The sequence below is a fragment of the Streptomyces sp. NPDC006552 genome (genome assembly GCF_040611655.1).
Taxonomy (GTDB): domain Bacteria; phylum Actinomycetota; class Actinomycetes; order Streptomycetales; family Streptomycetaceae; genus Streptomyces.
In genome coordinates this window covers 1-20,751 of record NZ_JBEXOS010000030.1, presented here as the reverse complement: position 1 = coordinate 20,751, position 20,751 = coordinate 1, and the positions used below count along the sequence as shown (strand labels likewise).

Here is a 20,751-nt window from a genome sequence, read left to right as displayed (position 1 = left end):
TCCTGCTGACGGTGAACGGGGGCGGGGCCGGGTGGGGTCACGGACCCTGTTTCCGGCCACACGTTCCCGTCCGCGTCTGAACGGCGGTTGAACACCGCCCGACGTCGAGGGACCCGCTTCCATGACATCCGTGAACCCGCGGGGACCCCGAAAGGGGCGCGGGGAACGGCGCGCTCAGCCCCACCGGTGCGCGGACGCCCTTGCCTCGTGAGGTCACACGGCGCCTGCGGCTCGTACGTGGCTGGTCGCGCAGTTCCCCGCGCCCCTGAACCGGGCGCTCCTCGACGCCCCTTCCCAGGGAGCCGCTCAACCGCCGGAGGCGGACCGCGCTTTGAAGGCCGCCTTACGTGCCTCCTTGGCCACCTTCTTGTCCGGGTGCAGGCGCCCCATCGCCTCCAGGACGTCGGCCGTGGCGGGGTGCTCCACCCGCCAGGCCGCCGAGAAGAACCCGCTGTGCTGTGCGGCGAGCCCCTCGACCAGGCCCTGGAGCTCGTCCGAGTTGCCCTCCAGGGCGAGCTGCGCGGCGATCGTGTCGACGGTCAGCCAGAAGACCAGGTCCTGCGAGGGCGCGGGCACGTCCGCCGCGCCGTGCTCGGCGAGCCAGACCCGGGCGAGGCCGCCCAGCTCGGCGTCGTCGAGGACCTCGCGCAGCGCCGGCTCGGCCGCCGGGCCGGCCAGCGAGAGCGCCTGCTGGCAGCGGAGCCTGCGCAGCGGCGCGCCCGCGTCGGCGCCGCGGGCCGCGGCCAGCAACTCCCGCGCCGAGTCCAGCGGTTCGCGCCGCGCCAGCCACTGCTCGATCTCGGCCTGCGCGGCCGCCTGCGGGAACGCGGAGACGCCGTCGAGCAGCGCGTCCGCGCCCTTGTCGACGAGGTCGCCGACGGCCGGGGCGGCCACGCCGGCCTCCAGCAGCCGGGAGCGGATGCCGAACAGGCCGAGCGGGGTGAGCCGCACCATGCCGTACCGGGCGACGTCGGACTCGTCGACGGGCTCGGCGGCCGGCTCGTCGGCCTCGGCCAGCAGCGCCTCGTCGACCGGCTGGAACTCCACGAGGCCCACCGGTTCGAGCAGCCGGAACTGGTCGTCGAGCCGCATCATCGCGTCCGAGACCTGTTCCAGGATGTCGTCGCTGGGCTCCCCCATGTCGTCAGGGACGATCATCGACGCGGCGAGCGCGGGCAGCGGCACGGGTCCGTCGGCCGCGCCGCCCTCGGTGACGGTCAGCAGGTACAGATTGCCGAGCACGCCCTCCAGGAACTCGGCCTCCGCCTCGGGGTCCCAGTCGAGCTGCGAGAAGTCGATCTCGCCGCTCTCCTCCAGGACGTCCGCGAGGTCGTCGAGGTCGGGCACGGTGGCGTCGGCCAGGGCCGTGTCGAGCGCGCCGAGCCACAGGGCGAGCACGTCCGCGGGTGTGCCGTCGGTGACGGTGGCGAGCTCCTCGCCTGCGGTGACGGTGCCCTCCTCCTCGTCCACGACCTCGACCAGACCGGTGTCGACCGCGACGTTCCACGCCTCGCTCGCGTACGCGTCACCGTCCTCGTCGTCGGTCAGGCCCAGCTCGGCCACGGCGGCGGGCAGCTGCTCCTCGGCGAGTTCGCCGCCGGCGCCGACCCGGGTGGCGGGCCCGGCCCAGCGGGCGAGCCGCACCGCGCGGGACAGGAGCGGGGTGGCGAGGGCGTCCCGCGCCAGCTCCGCTTCGGCGGGCAGCCGGACCGGCGGCAGGGGGGAGCTGTCTGACATCGGCTGAATCTCCTCAGGACATACGGTGCGACCGCTCAGCCTAGACGGATTCGGCCCGGTGTCGTCCGGTTCATGTACCCGTCAGGTTCCGGTCGCCCCCAGGTCGCCCGCGAAACCTTGACAACTCCCGGGCTCAGGACAGAGATTGACGCGCGTAGAAAGCGTACCGAGCCTGGAGAACCAGGCAGCCCGCCCCTCGTCCCGGCGCTCGCCACTCGCACGTCCCCGGAGGGATTCCCTTGCCGAGCAAGTCCGCGCACCCCGCGTCCGCTGTGTTCTCCCGCTCCCGCCTCGCCGCGCTCACCGTCGCCACCGCGTGTTGCGCCTCCTACGCCGTGGCGGTGACGGGTCCGGCGCACGCGGCCACCGTCGCCGTCCACGACATCCAGGGCACCACCCGGACCTCCCCGCTCGCCGGTCAGCAGGTGGCGGGCGTGGCCGGGGTGGTGACCGCGGTCAGGACGTACGGCTCCTCCCGGGGCTTCTGGCTCCAGGACACCGCGCCCGACGACGACCCCGCCACCAGTGAGGGCGTCTTCGTCTTCACCGGCTCGTCCCCGGCCGTGCGCCCGGGCGACGCGGTGACCGTGGCGGGCACGGTCTCCGAGTACGTGCCCGGCGGCGCCTCGTCCGGCAACCAGTCGCTCACCGAGCTCACCAAGCCGACGGTGACCGTGGTCTCCACCGGCAACGAGGTGCCGGTGACGACGGTCGACGCGCAGTCGGTCCCGGCCGCCTACGCGCCCGCCGGCGACCCGGCGGCCGGCGGCTCGGTCAACGGTCTGACCCTGCGGCCCACGAAGTACGCCCTGGACTACTACGAGTCCCTGGAGGGCGAGAACATACGCATCGGCTCCTCGCGCGTGGTCACCGCCACCGACCCGTACGCGGAGCTGTGGGTCACGGTCAAGCCCGGTGAGCACCCGACCGCCCGCGGCGGCACCCGGTACGGCTCGTACACCTCGCAGAACACCGGCCGCCTCCAGATCCAGTCGCTCGGCGCGGTCGCGGACTTCCCCGCGGCGGACGTCGGCGACGTGCTGGCCGGCCGGACCGAGGGGCCGCTCGACTTCAACCAGTTCGGCGGATACACGCTGGTGGCACGGGAGATGGGCACGCTGCGGGAGACCGGCCCAGGCCGCGAGACGACCCGGGCGCAGGGGCGCGGCGAGCTGGCCGTGGCGACGTACAACGTCGAGAACCTGGACCCGACCGACGCCACCTTCGAGGAGCACGCGGCGGCGATCGTCGACCACCTGAAGTCGCCCGACATCGTCTCCCTGGAGGAGATCCAGGACAACAACGGCGCGAAGGACGACGGCACGGTCGCCGCCGACGTGACGCTCACCAAGCTGACCGACGCGATCGTCGCGGCGGGCGGGCCCCGCTACGCGTGGCGCTCCATCGACCCCCAGGACAAGCAGGACGGCGGCGAGCCCGGCGGCAACATCCGCCAGGCGTTCCTCTTCAACCCCGAGCGCGTCTCCTTCACGGACCGCGCGGGCGGCGACGCCACCACGGCCGTCGGCGTGACCCGCGAGCACGGCCGCGCCGCGCTCACCGCCTCGCCCGGCCGGATCGACCCGGCGAACGCGGCCTGGCTGAACAGCCGCAAGCCGCTTGCGGGCGAGTTCACCTTCCGGGGCAAGCACGTCATCGTCGTCGCCAACCACTTCGCCTCCAAGGGCGGCGACCAGGGCCTGACCTCGCAGTACCAGCCGCCGGCGCGCAGCTCGGAGACCCAGCGCCACGCGCAGGCGGAGTCCGTGAACTCCTTCGTGAAGTCGGTCCTGAAGGTCCAGCGGAGCGCCGACGTCATCGTGCTCGGCGACATCAACGACTTCGAGTTCTCCGGTACGGCGCAGCGCCTGGAGGCGGGCGGCGCGCTCTGGTCGGCGATCAAGTCCCTGCCGCGCGAGGAGCGGTACACCTACGACTACCAGGGCAACAGCCAGGTCCTCGACCAGATCCTGATCAGCCCGTCGATCCGCAAGAAGGGCGCGTTCCGCTACGACAGCGTGCATATCAACAGCGAGTTCCACGACCAGATCAGCGACCACGACCCGCAGGTGCTGCGGGTGCGTCCGTAACCTTCAGCGTTGCTCCGCCTGACGCTGTAGCAGATTTAAGTGGAGCCGCACGGTGGGGCGGCCGACACTGCTTCCATGAGCAACACGAACCTCGGCCGCGCCCTGTGCGCCATGGTCACGCCCTTCACCGGGACCGGCGCCCTCGACCTGGACGCCGCGCAGAAGCTGGCGGACCGGCTCGTCACCGAGGGCTGCGACGGCCTCGTGCTGTCCGGGACCACGGGCGAGTCCCCCACCACGTCGGACACGGAGAAGACGGAGCTGGTGCGGGCGGTGCGGGAGGCGGTCGACGGGCGGGCGTCCGTCCTCACCGGCGTCGGCACGTCCGACACCCGCCACACGCTCGACCTGGCGCGCGCGGCCGAACGGGCGGGTGCGGACGGCCTGCTGGCGACCGCGCCCGCCTACAGCCGCCCGCCGCAGGACGCGATCGCGGCGCACCTGTGGGCGCTGGCGGACGCCACGGAGCTGCCGGTGATGGTCTACGACATCCCCGCCCGCACCGGCGTCCGCATCGAGCCGGACACGCTGTTGCGCCTGGCCGCGCACCCGCGCATCGCCGCGGTCAAGGACTGCGCGTACGACCTGCTGGGCACCCAGAAGGTCATGGCCGCGACGGACCTCGCGTACTACACGGGCTGCGACGAGTACGTCCTCGCGCTCTACGCGCTGGGCGGCGCGGGGTACGTCTCGACGGTCGCGAACGCGGTGCCCGGCGCGTTCCGGGCGATCATCGACGCGTACGACGCGGGCGACACGGCCCTGGCCGCCCGCCACCAACAACTCACGATCCCCCTGACGGAGTTGATGATGTCCGCGGGCCTGCCGGGCGCGGTCACCGCCAAGGCCCTCCTCGCCGACCTGTCCCTCCCGGGCGGCGGCCCGGTCCGTGCCCCGCTCCTCCCCGCCGACGCGCCGACGGTGACGCGGCTGCGGGCGGCCCACGACGCACTGGTGAGCGCGGCGTGAGCCGCAGGCACAAGGCAGCGGGACCGGGCGCTCCGGCCTGACGGCTCCGGGGCCGGCGGCTACCAGGCAGGGCGGACGGGTCCCTGCGGCGCGAGGCGGGTCAGGTCGGCGACCAGTTCGCCGAAGCGGGCCTCGCCCAGCGCCTCGCGCCACGGCGCGACGGCGGCCCGGGCCGCGCGGTCGGCGGCGCGCGTGGCGGCCCGGCCGGTCTCGGTCAGCGCCAGGAGGCGGGCACGGGCGTCGTGCGGATGCGGCTGCCGCTCCACATACCCCTTGCGGACCAGCTCCTCGACCAGCTGGGCGGCGGCCTGCTTGGTCACGCCCAGGTGCGCGGCCAGGTCGGCCGTGGTGGCGCCGCCCGCGGAGATGCGGGCGAAGGCGAACCCGTGCGCGGGTCGCAGCTCCTCGTACCCCTGCTGGGCCACAGCGGTATGGATCTCCTGCACGAGCTGTCCGGAGAGAGCCAGCACCAGCGCGGAGAAAACCAGGGCGTCGTCCATGACCTTGACTATAACCCGACAAGCTGCTTGTCTACATGGACAAGCAGCTTGTCGAGATCGAGGCGGAGACATGCCCTTCATTCGCAGCGCCGAGGCCGTCGTGCACGAGATCCACGGCGGCCGGTTCGTTTCCTACGTCCGCCCGGCCACCGGCAGCCGGGACCTCGCCGCCTGGCGCGTCGAACTCCCGGCCGCCATGTCGGGGCCGACCCACACGATCAGCGCCGAGGAGACGTTCTACGTCCTCACCGGCCGCTTCCGGCTCACCATCGACGGCGAGGCCGCCGAACTCAGCGCCGGGGACGCGGCGGTGGCACCCGCCGGCTCCGCACTCGGAGTCGCCAACCCCGGCGACCAGCCCGCTCACATCTGGGTCACGACCCGGGCGGGCCTCACCGCGGAACTGCCCGACGGCAGCACGCTCGCACCACCGTGGGCGCGGTGACGTGCCGCGGTCGCCGCAGCCCTGCGAAACGCGCGGGGCGGCGACGGGAAGTGCCGGACGGGCCCTAGTTGTGGCTGTGCAGGATCTCGTTCAGCCCGCCCCACACCGCGTTGTTCGGACGAGCCTCCACCGTGCCCGTCACCGAGTTCCGGCGGAAGAGGATGTTGGACGCGCCGGAGAGTTCGCGGGCCTTGACGATCTGGCCGTCGGGCATCGTCACGCGGGTGCCGGCCGTGACGTAGAGGCCCGCCTCGACCACGCACTCGTCGCCCAGCGCGATGCCGACCCCCGCCTCGGCGCCGATGAGGCACCGCTCGCCGATGACGATGCGGACGTTGCCGCCGCCGGAGAGCGTGCCCATGGTGGAGGCGCCGCCGCCGATGTCGGAACCGTCGCCGATGACGACGCCCGCGGAGATGCGGCCCTCGACCATCGACGTGCCGAGCGTGCCCGCGTTGAAGTTCACGAAGCCCTCGTGCATGACCGTGGTGCCCGCGGCGAGGTGCGCGCCGAGACGGACCCGGTCGGCGTCGGCGATGCGCACGCCCTTGGGGACGACATAGTCGGTCATCCGCGGGAACTTGTCGACGGACGTCACCTGGAGGTGCAGCCCCTCGGCACGGGCGTTCAGGCGGACCTTCTCGACGTCGTCGACGGCGACCGGGCCGAGCGAGGTCCAGGCCACGTTGGCGAGGAAGCCGAACTGGCCGTCCAGGTTCAGGCCGTGCGGCTGGACCAGGCGGTGGCTGAGCAGGTGCAGGCGCAGGTACACGTCGTGCGCGTCGAGCGGCTTGTCGTCGAGGGAGCCGATGACCGTGCGCACGGCCACGACCTCGACACCGCGCCGGGCGTCCGGCCCGACCGCCTTGGCGGCACCCTCGCCGAGCAGCTCGACGGCCCGCTCGGCGGAGAGCCGCTCGGACCCGGCCGGGCCGGGCTCGGCCACCAGCTCGGGCGCGGGGAACCAGGTGTCGAGAACGGTGCCGTCGGCGGCGACGGTGGCCAGGCCTGCGGCGACGGCGCCGGTGGAACGAGTAGCAGTCGTGTCGGTCATGAGGGCAACCTAACCGGCCCGGGGTCACCGAGGCCAACCCACCCCCGTCGCGTCTCGGGCTACGAAATGAGCCGGCCCAGCATCTCGCGCGCGTAGGCCGCGTCGTACTCCCCGCCCGTCAGCAGCACCTGCAAGCAGATCCCGTCCATGAGGGCGACCAGCGCGCGGGCCGTGACCGGGTCCGTGCGCTCCGCCAGGGGGCCCGCGAGGTCCTGGCACCACTCGGCGGCGACCGGCCGCAGCGCGGGGCGGCGCAGGGCCGCGAGGTACAGCTCGTACTCCAGCTCCACGCCGATCCGCTCCCCCGCCAGCCACTCGCCGAGCAGCCCGGCCAGCTCGTCGGCCAGATCGCGCGCCGGCTCCTGGAAGGCGCCGCGCGCGGCGACGACCTTGGCGAACCCCTCGTTGGCCTGGCGCAGCGCGGCCACCATCAGCTCGTCGAGCGTCGCGAAGTGGTACGTCGTCGACCCCAGCGGTACATCGGCCTCGGCGGCGACGCTGCGGTGGCTGAGCCCGCCGAGCCCCTTCGCCCCCACCACCCGGATCGCGGCGTCGATGATCCGCTGGCGCCGCTCGGGGTCGTAGCGCCGGGGCATCAGTGGGCTCCGCCCAGGTTCAGCAGCACGACGCCGCCGATGACGCAGACGATCCCGGCGACCTTGGCGACGCTGAGCCCCTCCCCGAGGAAGATCATGCCGATCGCGGCGATGACAGCGGTGCCGGCGCCCGCCCAGATCGCGTACGCGGTCCCCATCTGCACGGTCTTCAGCGTCTGCGCGAGCAGCGCGAACGCGATCACGTACCCGGCGACGGTGACGAGCGAGGGCCACAGCCTGCTGAAGCCCTCGCTGTACTTCATGGCGGTCGTGGCGGCCACCTCCGCGGCGATGGCCCCCGCAAGCAGCACGTATCCCATGCGTACGAGTGTACCTATCGTTGCGTACACCCGTACATAACGGCGCCTACGGGAGCGTGAACCACGCCGCCCGCGACTTCTTCCACTCGTCGTGGTCGAGGTCCTTCGCCTCGGTGCCGTCGCCGTACAGATCGGCGGAGCCGCTGTCGGTGATCAGCTGAACGCGCTGACCGGGCACGGAGAGGTCCGGCACCGAGACGACCGCCTCCCAGCCACCCGGGTCCGTGGTGGGCAGGTCGAGGGCCTTGACGGGCGTGTGCCCGGCGACGCCGTCCCACCGGTACAGGGCGTAGGGGTCGGAGTTGTCGTCGGCGGCCCAGCTGCCGGCCACGATCAGGTACTGGTTCGCCGCGTTCTTGCGAATGTCGCGCACGGCGAGCCCGCCCAGGTCCAGTTCGATGGGCGTACCGAAGACCGGGGACGCCCCGCTCGCCACCACCTTGTCCATGTTGGTGACGGGCACGATCAGCCCCTTGCCACCGCCCTTCGGCGGGACGAGCGGCGCGCGGAAGCCGACGTACGCGGTGGTGGTGGAGCCGGGCGCGAACTCCAGGCCCTCTACGTTGAACCCGTCGATCTGCTTGGGCGCCTCGCCGTCCGCGGTCCCGGCGGCGAACCCGTAGTGGTCGTCGTTCTCCTCGTCCCAGTCGACGAGTTCGTCCCGCAACTTCTTGTAGGCGTGCGCGTAGGTGAGCTGCGTTCCGGTGCCGGAGCCGCTGACCGTCGTCGTGAAGACGGTGTCGCGGTCGGCCTTGTACTCGCCGTCCTTGTTGTTGCCGAGCGAGCCGGTCCAGTAGATGAGGTTGCCGACGCGGGTGGCGCCCTCGATGTCGATCTCCTTGTCCGCGCCGATCTTGGCGGACAGGTCCCAGGTCTTCACCGGGGCGCCGGAGACCGCGCCGTCGTACAGCCGCAGCACGTTCGACTCGTCGTCCGCCACGACGACGTAGCCGCCGCCCACGTCGACGGCGGCGGACGCGTCGCTGGTGCCCGTGAGGTAGCGGGCGGCTGCGGCGTTCTGCACCGCCTTCGAGGCCGCGTAGTGCAGCTTGGTGGTGGCCGACGCCCCGCCGGATCCGGTCACCTTCAGCGTCAGGTCGGTGTAGCCCTGGCCGCGGGCGGCGACCGACACGGTGCGGGTCGCCCCGGTGCCGCTGACGGTCACGTCACCGGTCTGGGCGACGGACGTCCTGCTGCTGGCGGTCGCGGTGACGGTCAGCGCGGAGGCGTCGGTGCCGCTCTGGGCGATCTTCACGGTGACGGCCGGGTCGGCGACCCCGCCGACCGCTCCGCTCAGGTAAGCGGCCGACAGGGAGATGGTCGGTGTGGCGGAGACGGCGGCGCTTGCGGGGAGGCCGACGGCCAGCATGAGCAGGCCACCGGTGGCGGCGAGTGCCGTGCGGCGCGGATGCGGGAAAGGGTGCGGCACTGGGACTCCTTCGTCGACCTGCTGTCGACGGAAGGCTCCGCTCCACGTGCCAACGGGGAGTGTCGAGCGTGCGTACGGGGGCCGAACAGAGCGCGGCCAGGGGCGCGGGGAACCGCGCGCTCAGCCACAGAAAGCCGCGGACGCGTCCGCTCGTGACATGAGCAGACGCGTCCGCGGCTCTTCGTGGGCCGAGCGCGCGGTTCCCCGCGCTCCTGGCGGCGCTGGATCAGACGTTGAAGCCGAGCGCGCGCAACTGCTCGCGACCGTCGTCGGTGATCTTGTCCGGGCCCCACGGCGGCATCCAGACCCAGTTGATCCGCAGCTCGTTGACGATGCCGTCGGTGGCGGACTTGGCCTGGTCCTCGATGACGTCGGTCAGCGGGCAGGCCGCCGACGTCAGCGTCATGTCGATCGTCGCGATGTTCGCGTCGTCGACGTGGATGCCGTAGATCAGGCCCAGGTTCACGACGTCGATGCCCAGCTCGGGGTCGACGACGTCGTACAGCGCCTCGCGGACCTCCTCCTCGGAGGCCGGCTTCATCTCCACTGCTGTGCTCTCACTCATGCGCTCTTCGCCTCCTCCGCGAAAGCTTGCGCCGTCGCGTCCTTCCACGCCATCCAGCTCAGGAGGGCGCACTTGACTCGGGCCGGGTACTTGGAGACCCCGGCGAACGCGACCGCGTCGTCGAGGATCTCCTCCATCGCGTCGTCCGGCTCGATCTGCCCCCTGGACTGCATCAGCTCCAGGAAGGTCTCCTGGACCCTCCGCGCGTCCGGCAGCTCCTTGCCGACCAGCAGGTCGTTCAGTACGGAGGCCGACGCCTGGCTGATCGAACAGCCCTGCCCCTCGTAGCTGATGTCCTCGATGGTCTCGCCGGCGTACTTCACACGCAGCGTGATCTCGTCGCCGCACGTGGGATTCACGTGGTGCACCTCGGCGTCGCCGTCGCGCAGGCCACGCCCGTGCGGGTGCTTGTAGTGGTCCAGGATGACTTCCTGGTACATGGAATCCAGCTTCATCAGTGACCCGTCCTGCCCGCTACCCGAAGAAGTTCCGTACGTGCTCCAGGCCGTCGACCAGAGCGTCGATCTCGCCCGGCGTGGAGTACAGATAGAACGACGCCCGCGTGGTCGCAGGAATTCCGTACCGCAGGCAGACCGGCCGCGCGCAGTGGTGGCCGACCCGGACCGCGATGCCCTGCTCGTCCAGGACCTGGCCCACGTCGTGCGGGTGGATGTCACCCAGCGTGAAGGAGATCGCGGCGCCGCGCTCCTCGGCCGTCGTCGGGCCGATGATCCTCAGGTCCGGGACCTCGTGGAAGCGCCGCACGGCGTACTCGGTGAGCGCCTGCTCGTGCCGCAGGACGTTCTCCATGCCGATCGCGCTCAGGTAGTCGATCGCCGCGCCGAGGCCGATCGCCTGCGAGATCGGCGGTGTGCCGGCCTCGAACTTGTGCGGCGCGGGCGCGTACGTCGACGAGTTCATCGACACGGTCTCGATCATCTCGCCGCCGCCGAGGAACGGCGGCAGGTCCTCCAGGAGCTCCTGGCGTCCCCAGAGCACGCCGATGCCGGTCGGGCCGCACATCTTGTGGCCGGTGAAGGCCACGAAGTCGGCCTGGAGCGCCTGCACGTCCAGCGGCATGTGCGGCGCGGCCTGCGAGGCGTCGACGAGGACGAGCGCGCCCACCTCCTGGGCGCGGCGCACGATGGCCTCGACCGGGTTGTGGGTACCGAGGATGTTCGAGACGAGCACGAACGAGACGATCTTCGTCTTCTCGGTGATGATCTCGTTGATGTTCGACAGATCGAGCCGGCCGTCGTCGGTCAGGCCGAACCACTTCAGCTTCGCGCCGGTGCGCTGCGAGAGCAGCTGCCACGGAACGATGTTGGAGTGGTGCTCCATCTCCGTGATGACGATCTCGGTCTCGTGGTCGACCTTGTACGGCTCGTCCGCCCAGCCCAGCATGTTCGCGACCAGGTTGAGCGACTCCGAGGCGTTCTTCGTGAAGATGACCTCGTCGCGGCTGGGCGCGTTGATGAACGCGGCCACCTTGTCGCGGGCGCCCTCGTAGAGCGCCGTGGCCTCCTCGGCGAGGACGTGCACGCCTCGGTGGACGTTCGCGTTGTGCTGCTCGTAGTACTCGTTGAGCACGTCGAGCACCTGGCGCGGCGTCTGGGACGTCGCCGCGTTGTCCAGATACACGAGCTTCTTGCCGTCGTGGATCGTGCGATCCAGGATCGGGAAGTCCTTGCGGATCGCCTCGGTGTCGAGGAGGCCGGAAAGCCCCTGGTGGGCCACTGTCACGCGGATGCGCCACCCTTCGTGTACTTCTCGTAGCCTTCGGCCTCGAGGGTGTCGGCCAGCTCGGGGCCGCCGGACTCGACGATGCGGCCCGCCGAGAAGACGTGCACGAAGTCCGGCTTGATGTAGCGCAGGATGCGCGTGTAGTGCGTGATCAGCAGGGTGCCGACCTCGCCGGTGTCGCGGACGCGGTTGACGCCGTCCGAGACCTGGCGCAGGGCGTCGACGTCGAGGCCGGAGTCGGTCTCGTCGAGGATCGCGATCTTCGGCTTGAGAAGCTCCATCTGGAGGATCTCGTGGCGCTTCTTCTCACCGCCGGAGAAGCCCTCGTTCACGTTGCGCTCGGCGAAGGCGGGGTCCATCTGGAGCGTCTCCATCGCACCCTTGACCTCCTTCACCCAGGTGCGCAGCTTGGGGGCCTCGCCGCGGATCGCGGTCGCCGAGGAGCGCAGGAAGTTGGAGACCGAGACGCCGGGGACCTCGACCGGGTACTGCATGGCGAGGAACATGCCGGCGCGGGCGCGCTCGTCGACGGACATCTCCAGGACGTCCTCGCCGTCGAGGGTGACGGTGCCCTGCGTGATCGTGTACTTGGGGTGACCCGCGATGGAGTAGGCGAGGGTCGACTTGCCGGAGCCGTTGGGGCCCATGATGGCGTGCGTCTCGCCCTGCTTCACGGTGAGGTCGACGCCCTTGAGGATCTCCTTCGTGGCGTTGTCGGCCTCGACGGTGACGTGCAGGTCTCGGATTTCAAGCGTTGCCATGGGTGCCTCAGGACTCCTGGGTGAGGGAGACGAGCACATCGTCCCCTTCGATCTTTACGGGGTATACGGGGACGGGGCGCGTCGCGGGAAGGCCGGACGGCTTGCCGGTGCGGAGGTCGAAGGCGCTGCCGTGCAGCCAGCACTCGATCTGGCAGTCCTCCACCTCGCCTTCGGAGAGCGATACGTTCGCGTGGCTGCAGAGGTCGTTGATCGCGAACACCTCGCCCTCGGTGCGGACGACCGAGACCGGCGTGCCGTCGAGCTCCACCCGCTTGGGGGTGGAGTCCTCCAGCTCGCTCAGCCCGCAGGCGCGCAGGAAGGTCGGGTCCGTCATCAGACCGACGCCTCCAGCTCGGTGGCGATCTTCGCGAGCAGCCGCTCCTCGATGTCCGGGACACCGATCTGCTGGACCAGCTCGGCGAAGAAGCCGCGCACGACCAGGCGGCGCGCCTCGTCGGCGGGGATGCCGCGGGCCATCAGGTAGAACAGCTGCTCGTCGTCGAAGCGGCCGGTGGCGGAGGCGTGACCGGCGCCGACGATCTCGCCGGTCTCGATCTCCAGGTTCGGCACGGAGTCGACGCGGGCACCGTCGGTCAGAACCAGGTTCCGGTTCATCTCGTAGGTGTCCGTGCCTTCGGCGGCGGCCTCGATGAGGACGTCGCCGATCCACACGGCGTGCGCGGCCTCGCCCTGGAGCGCGCCCTTGTAGACGACGTTCGACGTGCAGTGCGGGGTGTTGTGGTCGACCAGGAGGCGGTGCTCCTGGTGCTGGCCCGCGTTGGTGAAGTAGAGGCCGAACAGCTCAGCCTCGCCGCCGGTGGCCGCGTACCGCACGCGCGGGTGCAGGCGGACCACGTCGCCGCCGAAGGTGACGACGACGGACTTGAAGGAGGCGTCCCGGCCGACCAGCGCGTTGTGCTGGGCGACGTGGACGGCCTTGTCGTCCCAGTCCTGGACGGAGACGACGGTCAGCTTGGCGCCGTCGCCGAGGAGGTAGTCGACGTTGGCGGCGAGCACCGCGTCACCGGTGTGGTCGATGACGACGACGGCCTCGGCGAAGGCGCCCAGCTCGATGACCTGGTGGCCGTAGGCCACCCCGCCCTCACCGTGCACACGGATGCGGATCGGCTCGGAGAGCACCGTCTCCTTGGGCACGGAGACGACGGACGCCTGCTCGAACGAGGAGTAGGCCTGCGCGGCGACGCGGTCGACGGGCGTGCCCGCCTTGCCGACCCGCGCGTCGTCCCGGCCGACGGCCGTCACGGAGACGCCGGCCGGCGCCTCCACGTCGACCTTGACGCCGGTGCCGGTGGCGGTCGCGGTGCCGTCGTGCAGGCCGCGCAGCCGCTCCAGCGGGGTGAACCGCCACTCCTCCTCACGGCCGTGCGGGACCGGGAAGTCCTGCACGTCGAAGGAGGGGGGCGCGCTCATGCGCGTGGCGACGGTCGACTCGGCGGCCACCGCGATGGCGCCCGCGGCCGTGGACCCCGCGGATGGGGGTCCCCCCTGCTCGAGTCCATTCGAGAGCTTGGGGGAGTTCTGAGCCTCAGCCATGGCTGTCGTAGTGCTCGCTTTCTTACGTAAGTGGCTTGACGGGTGGATCAGGCGGCCGAGGTCAGCCGACCGATCCCTCCATCTGGAGCTCGATCAGCCGGTTGAGCTCGAGCGCGTACTCCATGGGCAGCTCCTTGGCGATCGGCTCGACGAAGCCGCGCACGATCATCGCCATGGCCTCGAACTCGCTCAGGCCGCGGCTCATCAGGTAGAAGAGCTGGTCCTCGGAGACCTTGGAGACGGTCGCCTCGTGCCCCATGGAGACGTCGTCCTCGCGGACGTCGACGTAGGGGTAGGTGTCGGAGCGGGAGATGGTGTCGACGAGCAGCGCGTCGCACAGCACGTTCGACTTCGAGCCCGCAGCGCCCTCGCCGATCTCGACGAGACCGCGGTAGGAGGTACGGCCGCCGCCGCGCGCCACGGACTTCGAGACGATGTTCGACGACGTGTTCGGCGCCATGTGGACCATCTTGGAGCCGGCGTCCTGGTGCTGGCCCTCGCCCGCGAAGGCGATGGACAGGGTCTCGCCCTTGGCGTGCTCGCCCATCAGGTAGACGGCCGGGTACTTCATGGTGACCTTGGAGCCGATGTTGCCGTCGATCCACTCCATGGTCGCGCCCTCGTACGCCACGGCGCGCTTGGTGACCAGGTTGTAGACGTTGTTCGACCAGTTCTGGATGGTCGTGTAACGGCAGCGGGCGCCCTTCTTGACGATGATCTCGACGACCGCGGAGTGCAGCGAGTCGCTCTTGTAGATCGGCGCGGTGCAGCCCTCGACGTAGTGGACGTAGGCGTCCTCGTCGACGATGATCAGCGTCCGCTCGAACTGGCCCATGTTCTCCGTGTTGATACGGAAGTAGGCCTGGAGCGGGATCTCCACGTGCACGCCCTTCGGCACGTAGATGAAGGAGCCACCCGACCACACGGCGGTGTTCAGCGCGGCGAACTTGTTGTCGCCGGCCGGGATGACGGTCCCGAAGTACTCCTTGAAGAGCTCCGGGTGCTGCTTCAGGGCGGTGTCGGTGTCGAGGAAGATGACGCCCTGCTCCTCCAGGTCCTCACGGATCTGGTGGTAGACGACCTCGGACTCGTACTGGGCCGCGACACCGGCGACGAGGCGCTGCTTCTCCGCCTCGGGGATGCCGAGCTTGTCGTACGTGTTCTTGATGTCCTCGGGCAGGTCCTCCCAGGACTCCGCCTGCTTCTCCGTGGAGCGCACGAAGTACTTGATGTTGTCGAAGTCGATCCCCGACAGGTCCGAGCCCCAGTTCGGCATGGGCTTCTTGCCGAAGAGCTTGAGGCCCTTGAGGCGGAGCTTGGTCATCCACTCCGGCTCGGACTTCTTGCCGGAGATGTCCTTGACGACGTCCTCGTTGATACCGCGCCTGGCAGAGGCACCGGCCGTGTCGGAGTCCGCCCAGCCGTATTCGTACTTGCCCAGACCCTCGAGCTCGGGGTGGGCAGTCTCCTCGATGGGGAGCGTCATGCGGGGTTCCTCCCGGCGGTGCGTGCAGATGCGTTGGTATCGGTCTTAGGGGTGGTCTCCACAGCGTTCGTCACACCGCTCTGCGGGATGAACGTCGTGCAGACGCCGTCGCCGTGGGCGATGGTGGCAAGCCGCTGCACGTGCGTGCCGAGGAGCTGCGAGAACATCTCCGTCTCGGCCTCGCACAGCTGCGGGAACTGCTCGGCGACGTGGGCGACCGGGCAGTGGTGCTGGCAGAGCTGCTCGCCCTGTTGCGGCAGGGGCGCGCTGCGCGCCGTAGCAGCGTACCCGTCCGCGCTCAGCGCCCTGGCCAGCGCCGCGGTGCGGCCGCCGGGCGGCGCGCCCTCGACCGCTGCGCGGTATCCGGCGGCCTGGGCGGCGAGGCGGGCGCGGGCGAAGGCGACGAGTGCGCCGTCCCCGCCGGGCTGCTCCTGGATCCAGCGCAGCGCGTCCGCGGCGAGCTTGTCGTAGGACTGGTCGAAGGCGTCGCGGCCGCAGTCGGTCAGGGCGAACACCTTGGCGGGGCGCCCGCGCGTGCGCGCTCCGTAGACCCGCTGCTCCCGTGCCACGACGACGTCGTCGGCGACGAGGGCGTCGAGATGGCGGCGGACGGCGGCCTGGGTGAGCCCGAGGCGGCCGGCGAGATCGGTGACGGTGGACGGGCCGTGGTCCAGGATGGACCGCGCGACACGGTTGCGCGTCGAGCGGTCCGAGCGCAGCCCTGCCGCGAGCTCTTCCTGAGGAGCCCCCATGGGTGCCTCCTGAGTCTCGCCGACGTATTTCACAACGCCATTGTTGCGTAATTCCTCAGAGCCTGACAAGCGGAGTGTTGATCAACCCCCGGTGCCGTACATCACTTAGGCGAACCTAAGTAAGTACGGGGTGTGACCTGCGCAAACGATCTTTGATCGATCGGACCGCCGCCGGCCTGCGCAGGTTTCGGGTCCGGTCGACCCGGCGACCCGCGAGCGGCGGGCCGTCCCTAGACTTGCCCACCATGCGAAGCGATCCCGTCGTCCGGATCACGAGTCTGGTGAAGCGGTACGGAGACAAGACCGCGGTCGACGGCCTCGACCTGGAGACCGGCCCCGGCATCACGGCCGTCCTCGGCCCGAACGGCGCGGGCAAGACCACCACCGTCGAGACCTGCGAGGGCTACCGCAGGCCGGACTCCGGCACCGTCCGCGTCCTCGGTCTCGACCCGGTGAAACAGTCCGCCGAGCTGCGTCCCCGGATCGGCGTGATGCTCCAGTCCGGCGGCGTCTACTCCGGCGCCCGCGCCGACGAGATGCTCCGCCACATCGCGAAGCTGCACGCCCACCCCCTCGACGTGGACGCCCTCATCGAGCGCCTCGGGCTCGGCGGCTGCGGCCGTACGGCCTACCGGCGGCTCTCCGGCGGCCAGCAGCAGCGCCTCGCCCTGGCGATGGCCGTGGTCGGCCGGCCCGAGCTGGTCTTCCTCGACGAGCCGACCGCGGGGCTCGACCCGCAGGCCCGCCGTGCCACCTGGGACCTGGTCCGGGAGCTGCGCGCCGACGGGGTCTCGGCCGTCCTGACCACCCACCACATGGACGAGGCCGAACAGCTCGCCGACGCCGTCGCCATCGTCGATGCCGGCAAGGTCATCGCCCGGGGCACCCCGGAGGAGCTGTGCCGCGGCGGCGCCGAGAACACACTGCGCTTCTCCGGCCGCCCCGGCCTGGACGTGGCCTCGCTGCTCAAGGCCCTGCCCGCCGACTCCGCCGCCGTCGAACTCACCCCGGGTTCGTACCGCGTGGCCGGCAAGGTCGACCCGCAGCTCCTCGCGACAGTCACCTCCTGGTGCGCCCAGCACGGCGTGATGCCGGACCGGATCTCCGTCGAACGGCACACCCTCGAAGACGTCTTTCTGGAATTGACCGGCAAGGAGCTGCGCGGATGACCGCCGGTACGTACGCCCCCGCTCCCGGAGCCGCCCCGCTCCCCCGCATGATCGCGGCGCAGGCGGCGTTCGAGACGAAGATGCTGCTGCGCAACGGCGAGCAGCTGCTGCTCACGGTCGTCATCCCCACCCTCCTGCTGGTCCTGTTCTCCGCGGTCGACATCGTGGACACCGGTTCCGGCAAGGCGGTCGACTTCCTGGCGCCGGGCATCCTCGCGCTCGCCGTGATGTCGACGGCCTTCACCGGCCAGGCCATCGCCACCGGCTTCGAGCGCCGCTACGGCGTCCTCAAGCGGCTCGGCGCCTCCCCGCTCCCCCGCTGGGCCCTGATGACCGCCAAGACGCTCTCGGTCCTGGTCACCGAGGTCCTCCAGGTCGTCCTCCTGACGGTCATCGCCCTCGCGCTCGGCTGGTCGCCGCACGGCAACCCGTTCGCGGTGCTGCTTCTGCTGGTCCTCGGCACCGCCGCCTTCTCCGGTCTCGGCCTGCTCATGGCCGGCACCCTCAAGGCGGAGGCCACGCTCGCCGCGGCCAACCTGGTCTTCCTGCTCCTGCTCGTGGGCGGCGGCGTCATCGTGCCGCTCGACAAGTTTCCCGGCACCGTCCAGTCGGTGCTGGGCCTGCTGCCCATCTCCGCGCTCTCCGACGGGCTGCGCGACGTCCTCCAGCACGGCGCCGCCCTGCCCTGGGGCGACCTGGGCATCCTGGCGGTCTGGGCGGTCGTGGGCCTCGGCGCGGCGGGCTGGTTCTTCCGCTGGGAGTGAGCGCTCGCGCGCCCGTACGGGCCGTAACGGGCGTCACAGTTGGCGCACTTACGTCCCCCTCGTGAAGCGGTGCACAAGCGGCCCCCTACGATGGGGCGCGTGCCAAACGTGACCCGCGCCGACGCCGTCCAGGCGATCCGCAACCCGCTCGCCTTCATCGCCGCGCGCTGGACCCCCACGCCGCGGACCGTCCGGCGGGCGGCGCTCTCCGCCGTCGTCATGACGGTGGTCATCGTCGTGACCGGCGGCGCGGTGCGCCTGACCGGATCGGGCCTCGGCTGCCCGACCTGGCCCAAGTGCACCGACGGCTCGCTGACCGCGACGAGCGAGATGGGCTTCCACGGAGCCATCGAGTTCGGCAACCGCATGCTGACCTACGTGCTGTGCGCCGCGGTCGGCTGGGCCATCATCGCCGCCCGCTCCGAGAAGCCGTGGCGGCGCTCGCTGACCCGGCTCGGCTGGGCCCAGTTCTGGATCGTCATGGGCAACGCGGTGCTCGGCGGCATCGTCGTCCTGGTCGGCCTCAACCCCTACACGGTCGCCGCCCACTTCATCCTGACGACGGCCCTCCTCACGGTCGCTGTGGTGATGTGGCAGCGCACCCAGGAGGGCGACACGGCGCCGCGTCCGCTGGTCGGCGCCGCGATCAAGCAGCTCGTCTGGTTCCTGCTCGCGGCGACCGCCCTGCTCGTCGCCGTCGGCACCGTGGTGACCGGCGCCGGCCCGCACGCCGGCGACTCCAGCGACGTCCACCGGATGCCGCTGGACTGGGAGACGGTCGCCAAGGGCCACGCGGTCCTGGCCTGGATCGTGGTGACGCTGACCTTCGCCCTCTGGTTCGTCCTGAAGGCCGTCGACGCCCCCAAGGGGCCGCTGCACCGCACCCGCGACCTGTTCCTGATCCTGCTCGCACAGGGCGTCATCGGCTACGTCCAGTACTTCACGGATCTGCCCGAGGTCCTGGTCGGCCTGCACATGCTCGGTTCGGCGCTGGTCTGGATCGGCGTCCTGCGCATCGCGCTGTCGCTGCGGGAGCGCCCCCGCACCACGGCGGAGATCCCGGCGCAGTCGGACCCGGAGCTCTCGGCCGTCTGACGCGGTGCGCCGCCCCGCCCCGCCCGGCGGTCAGCCGCCCGGGCCCGTGACGTCGAGCCCGTAGACCCGGCCCGCCGTCCCCGCCGCGATCATCGTCGCCACCCGCTGCGCGTCCCCGAGGCACCAGGCGCCCTCGGCCACCCAGCCGCCGAGCACCCGGGCCAGCGCGTCGCGGAAGAGGCGGGCGCCCACCACGTGCAGCTCCGGGATGCCGTGCGCCCCGCTGGAGAACAGCAGCTTGCCGAACGGGGCCAGTTCGAGGACCTCCGCTAGCACGGCCGCGGCCCGGGCCCCGGTCCGGGCGAGGGCCGGGCCCAGATCCGCGTAGACGTGCGGGAAGAGTCCGGCCAGGTGCGCGGCGTGCCGGTGGTAGGGGTAGCCGTGCAGCAGGACGAGGTCGGTGCCCAGACCGGCCGTGGCGCGGGCGAAGTCGGTCAGCAGGACCGGGTCCGTCCCCGCGGCGCGCGGGCCGGGCCCGCCGAGCCCCGCGTGGAGCTGGAGCGGGCGGCCCGAGGCCACCGCGATCCACAGCAGGTGGCGCAGCAGGACCGGGTCCCTGAGGCTGCCGCCCACCATGCGTCCCGCGAGCCAGCGGCCCGCGGCGCCCCGCACCTCGCCCGGGCCCGGCGGCTGCGGCGCGAGGGCGAGCCCGTGGCGTACGCCGGCGACCGAGGTGAAGGCGACCGCGCCCGCGGCCGCGGCGTGCACCGATTCGGCGAGGTTCGCGAGGAAGGACTCGACGGTTCCCGAGGTGTCCGCGACCTGCTCGGCCAGCAGTTCGAGGCGGACGATCTCGTGCGCGTCCGCCGCCGCGGCGCGGGCCAGTTCGCCGGGGCCGGTCAGATCGCCGGGCAGCCCGGTGTCGACGAGGAAGGTGGTGATACCGCTGCCGCGCAGCAGCCGCCGCCCGGCCTCCATGACGCCGAGTTCGCGGCGCCGGGCCAGGTAGTGGGCGGGGGCGCAGTGCGGCTCCAGGCCGAGCAGGGGCGGGCACCAGCGGCGTACCGCGAAGCCGGTCTGGGTGTCGAAGAAGGTGGTGCCGGCGGCGGGCGGCCCCTCGCCCCGGCCGAGGTGGGCCTCGAACGTGCCGAGACCCAGCTCCGTCCGCAGCACCCCGTGGCAGTACTGATCCACCAGGGACGGCGTTTCGATCATCCGGGGCTCCCGTTGACGGACCGTACTCCTGTCAGTCCTAACGGGTGGACGGGCGCCGGGTGTTGCTCCGCCGCGCGTCGTACACCTGCGCCCATCGCCCCGCGCGCGGGCGTCAGCCGCCGAGCTGGATGCCCGCCATCCGCTTCCACTCGTACGGGCCGGTCTCCACCTTCGCGGCGAACTCGCCGTCGAAGTTCTCGTGGACCGTGACGCCGGCCTGCTCGACCGCCTTCTGGGCGACCTCGTACGTGGTGGCCACCAGGTCGCCCCAGCCGCCGTCCGCGCCGACGAGGACGATCCGGGTGCCGCGTTCCCCGAGGTAGGCCAGCTGGCCCTCGGCGCCGCCGTGCGCCCGGGCGAACGCGCCGATCTCCTTGGCCAGCCGGGCCGCCCGGCGCTCGTCCTTCGCCGCCCGGCGGGGCGTCTCAACCGCTTGAGTCTCTGCCATGAGCAGGATGCTACCGACGAGTAGCCGAACAAGCGATGGGTGGGGCGCGTGGCCCGCCTTCGTCATCATCGAGCCGATCCAGGGCGAGAACGGCGTGGTCATGCCGGGCGACGGCTACC

The 20,751-nt window shown here is 71.5% G+C and carries 22 protein-coding genes; 6 read left to right on the top strand and 16 right to left on the bottom strand.

The annotated features are described in order from the left end of the window. Positions 1 to 306: 306 nt before the first annotated feature. Positions 307 to 1,737: a hypothetical protein gene (locus ABZY33_RS18755; RefSeq protein WP_356492703.1), complete on the bottom strand. Its 1,431-nt coding sequence runs from the start codon at positions 1,735 to 1,737 to the stop codon at positions 307 to 309. 239 nt (positions 1,738 to 1,976) lie between these two features. Between ABZY33_RS18755 and ABZY33_RS18750 the strand changes: the two genes are divergently transcribed. Both ABZY33_RS18750 and dapA read left to right on the top strand, forming a co-directional pair. Then, entirely contained in the window at positions 1,977 to 3,827 is a 1,851-nt protein-coding gene (locus ABZY33_RS18750; protein WP_356492702.1) for an endonuclease/exonuclease/phosphatase family protein, read from the top strand. A 75-nt stretch (positions 3,828 to 3,902) separates the two neighbouring features. Next, on the top strand, positions 3,903 to 4,796 hold the full coding sequence (gene dapA, locus ABZY33_RS18745; protein ID WP_356492701.1) for a 4-hydroxy-tetrahydrodipicolinate synthase: 894 nt from the start codon (positions 3,903 to 3,905) through the stop codon (positions 4,794 to 4,796). A gap of 59 nt (positions 4,797 to 4,855) precedes the next feature. Here dapA and ABZY33_RS18740 read toward each other — a convergent pair whose 3' ends face one another. Further along, positions 4,856 to 5,296 (bottom strand): MarR family transcriptional regulator, encoded by a 441-nt coding sequence (locus tag ABZY33_RS18740; RefSeq protein WP_356492700.1) that lies wholly within the window; start codon positions 5,294 to 5,296, stop codon positions 4,856 to 4,858. Between the two features lie 70 nt (positions 5,297 to 5,366). On the opposite strand from ABZY33_RS18740, the gene ABZY33_RS18735 reads away from it, so the two are divergent. Continuing rightward, positions 5,367 to 5,741 carry a cupin domain-containing protein gene (locus tag ABZY33_RS18735; RefSeq protein ID WP_356492699.1) on the top strand — a complete coding sequence of 125 codons (375 nt, stop codon included), beginning with the start codon at positions 5,367 to 5,369 and terminating at the stop codon, positions 5,739 to 5,741. Positions 5,742 to 5,805: 64 nt separating this feature from the next. Here the strand turns inward: ABZY33_RS18735 and dapD are convergent, their stop codons facing one another. From dapD to ABZY33_RS18675, 12 genes are all read right to left on the bottom strand, one after another. Then, positions 5,806 to 6,795: a 2,3,4,5-tetrahydropyridine-2,6-dicarboxylate N-succinyltransferase gene (gene dapD / locus ABZY33_RS18730; RefSeq protein WP_356492698.1), complete on the bottom strand. Its 990-nt coding sequence runs from the start codon at positions 6,793 to 6,795 to the stop codon at positions 5,806 to 5,808. A gap of 59 nt (positions 6,796 to 6,854) precedes the next feature. After that, the gene (locus tag ABZY33_RS18725) at positions 6,855 to 7,391 is read right to left on the bottom strand and encodes a TetR family transcriptional regulator (protein WP_356492697.1); all 537 of its coding nucleotides are present in this window, start codon (positions 7,389 to 7,391) and stop codon (positions 6,855 to 6,857) included. Beyond that, a complete protein-coding gene (locus ABZY33_RS18720) occupies positions 7,391 to 7,711 on the bottom strand; it encodes a multidrug efflux SMR transporter (RefSeq protein WP_356492696.1) in 321 nt (106 codons plus the stop codon). The genes ABZY33_RS18725 and ABZY33_RS18720 overlap by 1 nt, the downstream gene beginning before the upstream one ends. A gap of 46 nt (positions 7,712 to 7,757) precedes the next feature. After that, positions 7,758 to 9,080, bottom strand: coding sequence for a hypothetical protein (locus ABZY33_RS18715; RefSeq protein ID WP_356492763.1), 1,323 nt, complete (start codon positions 9,078 to 9,080; stop codon positions 7,758 to 7,760). Positions 9,081 to 9,366: 286 nt separating this feature from the next. Then, positions 9,367 to 9,705 carry a metal-sulfur cluster assembly factor gene (locus ABZY33_RS18710; protein WP_356492695.1) on the bottom strand — a complete coding sequence of 113 codons (339 nt, stop codon included), beginning with the start codon at positions 9,703 to 9,705 and terminating at the stop codon, positions 9,367 to 9,369. After that, the gene (gene sufU / locus ABZY33_RS18705; RefSeq protein ID WP_356492694.1) at positions 9,702 to 10,160 is read right to left on the bottom strand and encodes a Fe-S cluster assembly sulfur transfer protein SufU; all 459 of its coding nucleotides are present in this window, start codon (positions 10,158 to 10,160) and stop codon (positions 9,702 to 9,704) included. Before sufU ends, ABZY33_RS18710 begins: the two co-directional genes overlap by 4 nt. 19 nt (positions 10,161 to 10,179) lie before the next feature. Then, entirely contained in the window at positions 10,180 to 11,448 is a 1,269-nt protein-coding gene (locus ABZY33_RS18700; RefSeq protein WP_356492693.1) for a cysteine desulfurase, read from the bottom strand. Beyond that, positions 11,445 to 12,209: a Fe-S cluster assembly ATPase SufC gene (gene sufC / locus ABZY33_RS18695; RefSeq protein ID WP_356492692.1), complete on the bottom strand. Its 765-nt coding sequence runs from the start codon at positions 12,207 to 12,209 to the stop codon at positions 11,445 to 11,447. Before sufC ends, ABZY33_RS18700 begins: the two co-directional genes overlap by 4 nt. Before the next feature lie 7 nt (positions 12,210 to 12,216). Next, positions 12,217 to 12,543 carry a non-heme iron oxygenase ferredoxin subunit gene (locus tag ABZY33_RS18690; protein WP_356492691.1) on the bottom strand — a complete coding sequence of 109 codons (327 nt, stop codon included), beginning with the start codon at positions 12,541 to 12,543 and terminating at the stop codon, positions 12,217 to 12,219. Further along, a complete protein-coding gene (sufD, locus tag ABZY33_RS18685) occupies positions 12,543 to 13,676 on the bottom strand; it encodes a Fe-S cluster assembly protein SufD (RefSeq protein ID WP_356492762.1) in 1,134 nt (377 codons plus the stop codon). The genes ABZY33_RS18690 and sufD overlap by 1 nt, the downstream gene beginning before the upstream one ends. Positions 13,677 to 13,824: 148 nt before the next feature. Then, positions 13,825 to 15,249, bottom strand: coding sequence for a Fe-S cluster assembly protein SufB (sufB, locus tag ABZY33_RS18680; RefSeq protein WP_356492690.1), 1,425 nt, complete (start codon positions 15,247 to 15,249; stop codon positions 13,825 to 13,827). Further along, on the bottom strand, positions 15,246 to 16,034 hold the full coding sequence (locus ABZY33_RS18675) for an ArsR family transcriptional regulator (RefSeq protein WP_356492689.1): 789 nt from the start codon (positions 16,032 to 16,034) through the stop codon (positions 15,246 to 15,248). Before ABZY33_RS18675 ends, sufB begins: the two co-directional genes overlap by 4 nt. A 212-nt stretch (positions 16,035 to 16,246) precedes the next feature. Here ABZY33_RS18675 and ABZY33_RS18670 point away from each other — a divergent pair, with 212 nt between their 5' ends. The 3 genes from ABZY33_RS18670 (at position 16,247) to ABZY33_RS18660 (ending at position 19,029) form a co-directional block, all read left to right on the top strand. Then, positions 16,247 to 17,170, top strand: coding sequence for an ABC transporter ATP-binding protein (locus ABZY33_RS18670; RefSeq protein WP_356492688.1), 924 nt, complete (start codon positions 16,247 to 16,249; stop codon positions 17,168 to 17,170). Then, a complete protein-coding gene (locus tag ABZY33_RS18665; protein WP_356492687.1) occupies positions 17,167 to 17,934 on the top strand; it encodes an ABC transporter permease in 768 nt (255 codons plus the stop codon). The genes ABZY33_RS18670 and ABZY33_RS18665 overlap by 4 nt, the downstream gene beginning before the upstream one ends. Positions 17,935 to 18,024: 90 nt before the next feature. Beyond that, a complete protein-coding gene (locus ABZY33_RS18660) occupies positions 18,025 to 19,029 on the top strand; it encodes a COX15/CtaA family protein (protein WP_356492686.1) in 1,005 nt (334 codons plus the stop codon). Between the two features lie 30 nt (positions 19,030 to 19,059). On the opposite strand, the gene ABZY33_RS18655 is transcribed toward ABZY33_RS18660, so the two are convergent. Beyond that, positions 19,060 to 20,184: an amidohydrolase family protein gene (locus ABZY33_RS18655; RefSeq protein ID WP_356492685.1), complete on the bottom strand. Its 1,125-nt coding sequence runs from the start codon at positions 20,182 to 20,184 to the stop codon at positions 19,060 to 19,062. A gap of 112 nt (positions 20,185 to 20,296) precedes the next feature. Continuing rightward, on the bottom strand, positions 20,297 to 20,632 hold the full coding sequence (locus ABZY33_RS18650; protein ID WP_356492684.1) for a hypothetical protein: 336 nt from the start codon (positions 20,630 to 20,632) through the stop codon (positions 20,297 to 20,299). Positions 20,633 to 20,751 lie beyond the last annotated feature (119 nt).